A 9,133-nucleotide genomic window follows, 5' to 3' on the forward strand; every position below is an offset into this window, starting at 1 on the left:
ATCACAAAAATTACATAAAAATTTGCTGTGATTGGATTTTAGAAATCTGAATCCTTTTAAAGCCTTTGAAACAATTTTTATGCCATAATACTAGTATCTCTATGATTTCTTGTCCTTTTTTTTATAAATTGCAGCACTAAAACAAATTCAGGAGTTGGCATTCAACTCGTTAAAAATCAACACAAAAACAATTAAAATGAAAAGAGAAAACATCTTGACAGGTTCGCCTTGGGAAGACAAAATGGGATATTGTCGTGCGGTTCGCATTGGAAATATCATCGAAGTATCGGGAACTGTTGCTATTGTAGATGGCGAAAAAGTGAAAGCTGATGACGCTTTTGCACAAACAATAAACATTTTGGAACGAATTGAAAAAGTTTTAGAAGACCTTAATGTAGGAATGAAAGATGTGATTCGTACTCGAATTTTCACCACCGAAATTACTACTTTTGAAGACGTTGCTAGAGCCCACGCTACTTTTTTCAAAGACATCAAACCAGCTACTGGTTTTTATGAAGTGAGCAAATTAGTAGCTCCAGAATATTTAGTAGAAATAGAATTTACGGCTATAGCTGCTGAATAATTTTCTACAATTTTGTCATTCCGTAGGAATCTCAACAAACAAGAGATTCCTACGGAATGACAATTAAACCTTTTTATTCTAGTAAAAGGCAAAATCTAATTAAAGTACTGAATTTAATGAACCTAAAAAACACAATCCTTCTTTCCTTCAAATGGATTTTCATTTGCGTTCTGATAGGTATTTTTTCGGGTTCTGCTTCAGCTTTTTTCTTAGTATCCTTAGAATGGGTTACTCAATTTAGAGAACACAACAATTGGATCATTTGGCTCTTGCCTGTGGGCGGACTTTATATCGGTTGGCTGTACTATAAATACGGAACAACTGTTGTAAAAGGCAATAATTTATTGCTAGAGGAATATGAAAATCCTCAAAAAACAATCCCTTTTAGGATGGCTCCAATGGTGCTTATTAGCACTTTAATCACTCATCTTTTTGGAGGCTCGGCGGGTCGAGAAGGCACAGCAGTTCAAATGAGTGGAGCTATTGCCGATCAATTCACTACTTATTTTAAACTTGACAATTCCGACCGACGAACACTAATCATTCTTGGTATTAGCGCTGGTTTTGCTTCGGTTTTTGGAACGCCTTTAGCGGGAGCTATCTTCGCTTTAGAAGTTTTATATTTTAGTAAAATAAATTTAAAGAGTAGTGTGCTTTCGTTTGTAGTGGCTTATATTGCTTATTTTACGGTCGAAATTCTACAAGTAAAACATACGCATTATTCGATTCCCGAAGTTCCAGAAATTAGCGTTAATGTCATTTGGTATAGCATTGCTGTTGGAATTGTATTTGGTTTAGCAGCGATGATTTTTTCTAGAACCACTCATTTTTGGGGACGTTTATTTGCAAAAACTATCGAATATGCGCCACTGCGTCCGTTTGTGGGTGGACTCATTTTGGTCATTGCCATTTACTTAATGGGAACCACAAAATTCATTGGATTAGGAATTCCTAGCATTGTTGAATCCTTTTCAACGGCAAATACTCCATATGATTTTCTACTCAAAATACTGTTTACTGGATTTACACTCGGAGCTGGATTTAAAGGTGGCGAAGTCACTCCACTTTTCTTTGTAGGTGCCACACTTGGAAGTGCTTTATCTGTCGTTGTCCCCTTGCCTATTGCGCTATTGGCGGGAATGGGATTTGTAGCCGTATTTTCGGGAGCGACTCACACTCCTATTGCTTGTACAGTTATGGGAATGGAACTTTTTGGCATCGAAAGTGGCGTTTTTATTGGTATTGCTTGCTTGGTAGCTTATTTCGCATCTGGTTCTGTTGGAATCTATCATTCGCAGATTGTAAAAGGGGCAAAATATAAATTGTACCAACGCTTTAAAAGAAAAAACTTAGCCGATTTTTAGTTTTGTAAAAGTTTGTTAAATCTTTAATTGTTATGAAGATTACACTAAAAAAATGTAATTTCGCAAACTATGAAATCGCCACAAAATAGAAATTTGCCTAAGCAAACACCAATAAAAAAAAGGGCGATACCATATGTGACCGCTGAAAAATATAATTAACACATATGAAAGAACAAGACATACAAGCTATTGAGCAGTTATTAGCCACTCCAAAAAAGATTGCAATCATTCCGCATCGAGGTCCTGATGGAGATGCAATGGGTTCAACCCTTGGATTATATCATTTTTTATTAAAAAACAATCACCAACCTGTGGTGGTTTCACCCAACGAATTTCCTGATTTTTTAGCTTGGATGCCAGGCTCAGAAACGGTCAAGATATTCGAAAAAGATAAAAAAAATTGCACCCAAATTCTGGAAGAAGCCGAAATAGTTTTCACCTTAGATTTTAATGCTTTGCATCGCGTAGGCGAAATGGAAAAAGTACTCGAAAATTTAACGGTTCCTTTCGTGATGATAGATCACCATCAATCGCCAGATGATTATGCAACAGTTACTTATTCGGATACAGCTTTTGGTTCTACTTGCGAAATGTTGTATCATTTCATTTCATTTCTTGGCAAAAAATCGGATATTGACAAAACCATTGGCACTTGTATTTATACAGGAATTCTAACCGATTCGGGCTCTTTTCGATTCCCAAAAACCACTGGAACAACTCATAGAATCATTGCCGATTTGATAGATTTAGGTGTCAAAAACAGTGAAATTCCAGCACTCCTTTACGACAATAGTTCGTATGACCGATTGCAATTGTTAGGCAGAGCACTCCAAAATATGAAAATTTTTCCGGTGCATAAAACTACTTATACCACGCTAACACAAGCCGAATTAGACCAATTCAACCACATAAAAGGCGATACCGAAGGTATTGTTAATTATGGTTTGAGTGTCAAAGGAATTGTTTTTACCGCTATTTTTATCGAAAATACCGAAGAAAAAATCATCAAAATTTCATTACGTTCCCAAGGCGATTTTGATGTAAATCTTTTTGCAAGAGAACATTTTAATGGCGGTGGACATCGCAATGCTGCTGGAGGAAAATCAGAAACTTCGATGCAAGAAACCGTACAAAAATTTGAAGATTTGGTAAGCAAACTAATAATATAACGCATTATGAACTATCGCAAACTTATTGTATTGGCATTTTGGGTAACTCTTTTTATAACTAGCTGCAAGCAAAGTCAAGAAGCTAGAAAACCTGTTTCGCAAGCTTCGGGATCATTTATGAAAAAATCGGCCGAAAGAAACAAAAAGCTCATTGCTAGCGAAGAAGGTCGAATAGACTCTCTAATAAAAAGCAATCCCAAAATAAAATACTTGGCTTCGACCAAAGGATATTGGTACACCTACATAACGGCTAATACAATTGACACCTTAACTCCCAAAAAAGGAGATGTTGCCTTTTTTGATTATGAAATCAAAGATTTACAGGGTAGAATCATCTATTCGGAAGTAGAATTAAAACCACAAACCTATGCTGTTGATAAACAAAATATTATGACAGGATTGCGAGAAGGGATTAAAATCATGCATAAAAACGAAAAAATAACTTTTCTGTTTCCATCCCATATTGCTTATGGATACCACGGCGATACTAAGAAAATAGGAACAAACCAACCCTTGCTTTGCACCGTTACTTTACACAATTTTATCTCTGAAGAAGCTTTCAAAAAAGAAATTCTACTCAGAGCAACCAACGCTGCAAACCCAACTCCCAATCAAGAGACCGTAAATCGAACAAAATCTGTAAATAAAATCAAAGACAGTTTAACCAATTAATTTAAGACATCAATAAAAACAAATTTAAAATTCATATGAAAAAAAGCATTCTATACACATTTGCCTTTCTAGTTTTTGTTACCTTATTTTCTTGCAAAGAGGCTAAAAACAATCTTCCAGACGGATTGTATGCCCAAATCGAAACCAATAAAGGAACCATCATCGTACAATTGAATTATGAAAAAGCCCCCATCACAGTGGCCAATTTTGTGACATTGGCCGAAGGGAAAAATGAATTCATTACCAACGAAAATTTAAAAAACAGACCTTTTTATGATGGATTGAAATTTCACCGTGTCATTCCCGAATTTATGATTCAAGGTGGCGATCCATTAGGAACCGGTTCTGGGGATGCTGGCTATAGATTTAAAGACGAAATTACCGATTTGAAATTTGACAAAGGAGGCGTTTTGGCTATGGCCAATAATGGTCCAGCAACCAATAGCAGTCAGTTTTTTATCACGCATTTAGAAACCCCTTGGCTAGAAGGCAAACACACCATTTTTGGTCAGGTTGTCGAAAACGGAATGGATGTAGTGAACAAAATCGTACAAGGCGATTATATGGACAAAGTTACCATCATTAGAAATGGTGAAGCGGCCAAAAAATTTGATGCCATAAAAGTATTCAGAGATTATTATACCGTAGAAGCCGAAAACCAAAAAAATAAATTGGCGATAGAAGCAGCCGAAAACGCAAAATACAAAGCTGTTTTTGACCAAAAAACCACTTTATTTGAAAGCTTGAAAGCCAAAGCTATCACTACACCAACGGGTTTAGCCTATACCATCACCAAAAAAGCGGGAGGCAAAAAACCAAAAGCGGGAGCCACTGTTTACATTCACTATGCGGGTTATCTTGAAAACGGAAGCCTTTTTGATTCCAGCATTGAAGCCATTACAAAAATCTACGGAAAATATGACCCAAACCGTGGTGCTCAAAATGGTTATCAACCCATCCCCTTTCAATATGGCAAAAAAGACGGTTTGATTCCAGGATTTATTGAAGGAATTGAGCAATTGTCTTTTGGCGACAAAGCCACACTTTTTATCCCATCAAAATTGGGTTATGGCGAAGCTGGAGCTAATGGAGTTATTCCGCCCAATGCCAATATTATTTTCGAAATTGAGTTGTTAGAAAAAATATAATTAGAAGTTGGAAGATGGAAGTTGGAAGCTTTAAGTTAGAATCACGAAAAACGAAAAACGAAAAACGAACATTAAATTATTAAAAAATGAAATCTAAAATTTTAGTCCTATTGTTTTTAGGAATAGTAAATCTTCAGGCACAAACGGCCAAGAAACCAGTTACAGCAACCAAAAAACCTACTGCAACCACCAAAACTGCACCCAAAGCAACTACACCAGCAGTAGCCGAAGGAATTTTTGCCACTATTGCTACCAGCAAAGGAAATATCGTTTTGCAATTAGAATACAAAAAAACACCCGTTACAGTAGCGAATTTTATTTCGCTTGCCGAAGGTACAAACACCTTTGTAACCGACGCAAAACTAAAAGGAAAACCTTTTTATGACGGACTAAAATTTCACCGTGTAATCGCTGATTTTATGATTCAAGGTGGCGATCCTCTAGGAACAGGTTCTGGCGATCCAGGCTATTCATTTAAAGATGAAATCACCGATGCTAAATTTGACAAAGCAGGCATACTGGCTATGGCCAATTCTGGTCCTGCTACTAATGGTAGCCAATTCTTTATTACACACAAAGACACCCCTTGGTTAACTGGCAAACACACTATTTTTGGCTACGTAATTCAAGGACAAAATGTAGTCAATGCGATTGCTCAAAATGATCTGATTCTAAAAGTAACCATTGCCCGAAAAGGAACTGCTGCCAAAGCATTTGACGCTCCAAAAGTATTCTCAACCTACTTTTTGAATAAAGATGAAGATGCCAAAAAACAAGCTTTGATTGATGCTGAAAATAAGAAAAAACAAGCTGAAGCCGAGGCATTAGCCAAAAAAGAATATGAAGTAAAATACGGTAGTGTAATTAAAGCAAAAGCAGCCTATTTTGCCAATGAAAAAACTACTGGAACTACAACAGAATCAGGGTTGATTTATAAAATAACCCAAAAAGGATCTGGAGTAAAACCGGCCAACGGAACTTCGGTCAACATTAACTATGCAGGTTATTTTGAAGATGGGAACTTGTTTGACAGCAATTATGAAGAAGTGGCCAAAATGTATGGAAAATATGATCCTAACAGAGCCTCTCAAGGCGGATACAATGCCTTTCCGTTTGAAATTGGCAAACAAGGAATGATTCCTGGATTTCTAGAAGGATTAAACCTGCTTTCTTTTGGTGATAAAGCTTTGATCTTCATTCCATCGAAATTAGCTTATGGCGAAGCTGGAGCTGGTGGTGTTATTCCGCCAAACGCAACCCTTATTTTTGAAATTGAAATGAACGAAATTAAAGCACCCAAATAAGCGATTAGCTATTAGTGATTTATGTTCCATAATAAATGCAGTTGGAACGGCATTCTGATTCTTTAAAAGTTTTAATTTTCGGTTTGATTTAAAAAAATCATCAGAAAATAATGCTAAATAAAACAACAAACCCGACAAGTTTTAAAACTAGTCGGGTTTGTTATTTATGAAATTAACTTATTACAAAAATCACTCAATACTCCTACTGAACACCGATTACTGAACTCTGCCAACTGAAAACTGATCACTGAACACTATTTCTTAAATTTCCAATCAAATTCGTCTTTGGCATTGATAATGGCGCCAATTTCAAATTTCACCACTTCGTCAAATTCGGTTTGCAAGATAAACCAATTGTCTTCGTTGAAATAATTTTCGAACGTATCGAAATCCTCTTGATTGTATTTGATAATGCCTTTGGCGGCCAATTCTTTTTTGACTTCGGTGATTTTTTTACCTATAATTGTATTCCCAAACAATTCTAAGTCTGCACTCGAAGCTACGATATAACCCAGTTTTAAATCTTCTTCTTGATAGAAAGTCAAACGCATTTTTAGGGCATTGTAAGCAAAAATCACGTTCTCGTCTTCGTCCTTGTAATTGCGGTTGGGTTTTCCGTACAGCGCCGTTACATCATTTTGTTTCATTCCGAAAAGGAGTTTATCGATTCCGTTTTTTAGATTTATTTTCATATCGAATTATTTTACCGCAAAGTTCGCAAAGTTTTTCGCAAAGTTTGCAAAGTTTTCAATTTAAAAACAATTCTATATTTTAGTACAATAAAAAACTGATTATGAACTGGGAAGCCAAGATTATTACTCATAGAAAAGAAAAGCGAATAGCGGTTTATTTCGAAAAGAATGCCGAATTAATTGCTCGAATCAAAAAGTTGGAAGGCTCTCGCTGGAGTCAAACCCTGGGCGTTTGGCATCTTCCAGACACAGAGGAAAACCGAATTCGGTTTAAAATCGCCCCTTTATCACACAGCATTCCATCGACCGAAGGAATGGTACAAATCGAGAAATTCAAGCAGTGGCTGCGATCCAAACGCTATAGCGAAAGTACGATTACTACTTATAGCGAAGCTCTAAAATCGTTCTTGGTGTTTTATCGTGACAAAGCCATAATCGATATTACCAACGAAGATGTGATTGTCTATAATAACGAGTACATCTTGAAAAACAATTTATCAGCATCGTATCAAAACCAAATCATCAATGCTACTAAATTGTTTTTCAAAATCATCCACAATTCAAAAATAGTTATCGAAGAACTTCATCGTCCTAAAAATGCAAAAACATTGCCCAATGTTTTGAGCAAAGAAGAAATGTTTAGACTTATTGATATGACAACCAATTTAAAACACAAAACCCTATTAGCTTTAATTTACTCTTCGGGTTTAAGGATCAGTGAGGCTATAAACATGAAACTTACTGATATTGATAGTAAAAGGATGCTGATACATGTGAAAAACGCTAAAGGCAAAAAAGACCGATATACGCTTTTATCCTCAAAAATTTTAGTTTTACTAAAAGAGTATTATACAATGTATAAACCCAAAACCTATTTATTCGAAGGACAATATGGAGAACAATACAGTAGCAGAAGCGCACAATCGGTCTTACATCAATCGGCTAAAAAGGCAGGAATAACAAAAAAGATTAGTTTACATACACTTAGGCATAGTTTTGCCACTCATTTACTTGAAAACGGAACCGATTTACGTTACATACAAGATCTATTGGGTCACAGTAGTCCAAAAACAACAATGATTTATACCCATGTAAGCAGTACTTCTTTAAAAAACATAATTAATCCTTTTGATATGTAAGATTTTTTATTAGATTTGTAAGGTATAAATCAAAAATTTATACGCATAAAATCAATCGAAAACATGCGCATAACATGCCAAATAAGATAAAAACGTGTTGGTTTTATGCACATATAAACTAGTTAGCAGGCATTTTACCGCAGAAAACTAAAAACCACTGAAAACCAAATGAAAAAAAGACTTCTAATTCTAGCTTTATTGTTTAGTCTAAAATCTATTTCCCAACAGAAAAATGACATCAAACTTTCCGAAATAAAATTGTGCGAACTAACTTTAGACAATTTAAAGCAAAATGATGTTGAATTAAAACAAATCAATTTGGAAGAAATGGATTTGTGTTCAGATGGTTTTGTACAAGATGGAAGGTTTGAAAATAGAATTGGATATACTTCAAAATTATATCCAGGTGTTATCTTCCAGAAATATCGTAAAGATTTAAATTCAATTGCAAAAATTCATTTAACAAAAGATTTTAAGGGATATTTACCTGACGGAAAATATGTTGACTTAAAGAACATTAAAGCGGGGGAACTAATCGCAAAATATGACAGTTTAGATATTTGGACTTCTCGTGGTTGTTCTGATTATTTAGGAATAAATAGAAACAAAGAAATTTATTTTTATGTGAAATTAAATAAGAAAAAAGAACCTCGTTATCCAATAGATGATAAATATTATTCCGAACAACAAATAGAAGGAATTGATATTGTTTCTGATTGTTATTCAACTCAACAAAACACTCAAAAAAACAAACCTTTATATATCGTCGAAGGTAAAGAAGTGACCGAAGAAATTATCGCTGAAATAAAACCTGATGACGTAGAATCGATAAATGTCTTAAAAGATATAAGCGCAACCAAAAAATACGGCGAAAAAGGAAAAAATGGGGTTATAGAAATTTACTTGAAAAAGAAGTAAAAAAAACGCCTGCTAACACACGTAGCTGTTGCGCAACCTCACTCAAAAACTAAACTTTCAGAATCAGTATAAAAAACAACCTCGTTTAAGCACATTTAAGCGAGGTTTATTTTTGGTTTTATGTTGTAGTTTTTAAAAAATAAG

The 9,133-nt window shown here is 35.1% G+C and carries 9 protein-coding genes; 8 read left to right on the forward strand and 1 reads right to left on the reverse strand.

Features of this window, described 5'->3' with window-relative positions; genetic code table 11:
• Nucleotides 1-196 precede the first annotated feature (196 nt).
• The 6 genes from C3L50_RS15755 (at nucleotide 197) to C3L50_RS15780 (ending at nucleotide 6,240) form a co-directional block, all read left to right on the forward strand.
• The gene (locus C3L50_RS15755) at nucleotides 197-583 is read left to right on the forward strand and encodes a RidA family protein (RefSeq protein ID WP_103807156.1); all 387 of its coding nucleotides are present in this window, start codon (nucleotides 197-199) and stop codon (nucleotides 581-583) included.
• Between the two features lie 116 nt (nucleotides 584-699).
• Nucleotides 700-1,947, forward strand: coding sequence for a voltage-gated chloride channel family protein (locus C3L50_RS15760; RefSeq protein ID WP_103807147.1), 1,248 nt, complete (start codon nucleotides 700-702; stop codon nucleotides 1,945-1,947).
• 164 nt (nucleotides 1,948-2,111) lie between these two features.
• Entirely contained in the window at nucleotides 2,112-3,116 is a 1,005-nt protein-coding gene (locus tag C3L50_RS15765) for a DHH family phosphoesterase (RefSeq protein ID WP_103807148.1), read from the forward strand.
• Between the two features lie 6 nt (nucleotides 3,117-3,122).
• A complete protein-coding gene (gldI, locus tag C3L50_RS15770) occupies nucleotides 3,123-3,788 on the forward strand; it encodes a gliding motility-associated peptidyl-prolyl isomerase GldI (protein WP_103807149.1) in 666 nt (221 codons plus the stop codon).
• Nucleotides 3,789-3,823: 35 nt separating this feature from the next.
• Nucleotides 3,824-4,936, forward strand: a complete 1,113-nt coding sequence (locus C3L50_RS15775; protein WP_103807150.1) for a peptidylprolyl isomerase — start codon at nucleotides 3,824-3,826, stop codon at nucleotides 4,934-4,936.
• A gap of 86 nt (nucleotides 4,937-5,022) precedes the next feature.
• Nucleotides 5,023-6,240 carry a peptidylprolyl isomerase gene (locus tag C3L50_RS15780; RefSeq protein ID WP_103807151.1) on the forward strand — a complete coding sequence of 406 codons (1,218 nt, stop codon included), beginning with the start codon at nucleotides 5,023-5,025 and terminating at the stop codon, nucleotides 6,238-6,240.
• Nucleotides 6,241-6,494: 254 nt separating this feature from the next.
• On the opposite strand, the gene C3L50_RS15785 is transcribed toward C3L50_RS15780, so the two are convergent.
• Nucleotides 6,495-6,932: a hypothetical protein gene (locus tag C3L50_RS15785; RefSeq protein ID WP_103807152.1), complete on the reverse strand. Its 438-nt coding sequence runs from the start codon at nucleotides 6,930-6,932 to the stop codon at nucleotides 6,495-6,497.
• 101 nt (nucleotides 6,933-7,033) lie between these two features.
• On the opposite strand from C3L50_RS15785, the gene xerA reads away from it, so the two are divergent.
• Together xerA and C3L50_RS15795 are read left to right on the forward strand one after the other, a co-directional pair.
• Nucleotides 7,034-8,071 carry a site-specific tyrosine recombinase/integron integrase gene (gene xerA / locus C3L50_RS15790; RefSeq protein ID WP_103807153.1) on the forward strand — a complete coding sequence of 346 codons (1,038 nt, stop codon included), beginning with the start codon at nucleotides 7,034-7,036 and terminating at the stop codon, nucleotides 8,069-8,071.
• 168 nt (nucleotides 8,072-8,239) lie between these two features.
• Nucleotides 8,240-8,989 (forward strand): hypothetical protein, encoded by a 750-nt coding sequence (locus C3L50_RS15795; RefSeq protein ID WP_103807154.1) that lies wholly within the window; start codon nucleotides 8,240-8,242, stop codon nucleotides 8,987-8,989.
• The last annotated feature ends 144 nt before the right edge of the window (nucleotides 8,990-9,133 follow it).

The sequence above is a fragment of the Flavobacterium alvei genome (assembly GCF_002920895.1).
GTDB classification, from domain to species: domain Bacteria; phylum Bacteroidota; class Bacteroidia; order Flavobacteriales; family Flavobacteriaceae; genus Flavobacterium; species Flavobacterium alvei.